Annotated in this window: 1 pseudogene; it reads left to right on the top strand. The window is 71.2% G+C overall.

The features are described 5' to 3' along the window. Positions 1 to 750 (top strand): annotated as a pseudogene (locus G6027_RS16740) (chromosome partitioning protein); the annotation flags it as partial. Positions 751 to 777 lie beyond the last annotated feature (27 nt).

The raw sequence follows: 777 nt of genomic DNA, 5'->3' as shown, positions 1-777 counted from the left end.
ACCGTGATGAAGCGGACGGCACTCGAGGTGGACTCCAGGCGGGAGACCGCGCGTCAGGCGCGGGCCCGACTGGATGAGGCGCTCGCCGACGCCCCTCCGCAACTCCTCGAGAACGCGCGGGCGTCACTGGCCGCGCTCGTCGCCGAGGAGCGGGAGAGCGCCGAGGCGGTGGCCACCGCGCTCGGTCGGGTGAACGCGATCGGGGATCAGGGACGACTCGGGGACGTCGCGGTGGCGGAGCGTGAGGTCGAGGCCGCGCAGAGGGAGAACACCGCGCTGTGGCGGCGGGCGCGCGCGGCGGACCTGCTCCACCGAACTCTCGAGCAGCGACGGTCCGAGGCACTCCGGGCCTACCAGGAGCCCTTCCACCGGGCGGTGGTCGAGCTCGGGCGACTGGTCTACGGGCGCGACTTCGACGTGCGGCTGGGGGAGGACCTCACCATTCTCAGCCGGAGGATCGGGGAGGTCTCCGTCGACTACGACGCCCTGTCTGGTGGTGCCAGGGAGCAGCTGGCCGTGATCGTCAGGATCGCCTGCGCGAGACTCGTGGGGGACAACGGTGTCCCCGTGTTCCTCGACGACACGATGGGGTACACCGATCCGTCCCGGCGACTGACGATGGGTGCGGTCATCGCCGCCGCGGCCTCGACGTCACAGGTGATCGTCCTCACGTGCGACCGCTCTCGTTTCGCGGGTGTGGGAAGTGCGCGCACGCATGTCATGCGCAGGTCCGGTTCGACCCGTGACTGAGGGCGGTGCCGCCAGGTCGACGGCGGT

This window comes from Dietzia sp. SLG310A2-38A2, assembly GCF_014145095.1.
GTDB lineage: Bacteria > Actinomycetota > Actinomycetes > Mycobacteriales > Mycobacteriaceae > Dietzia.
Note: the sequence above shows the minus strand (reverse complement) of the source record. Positions and strands in the feature narration are given on the sequence as shown.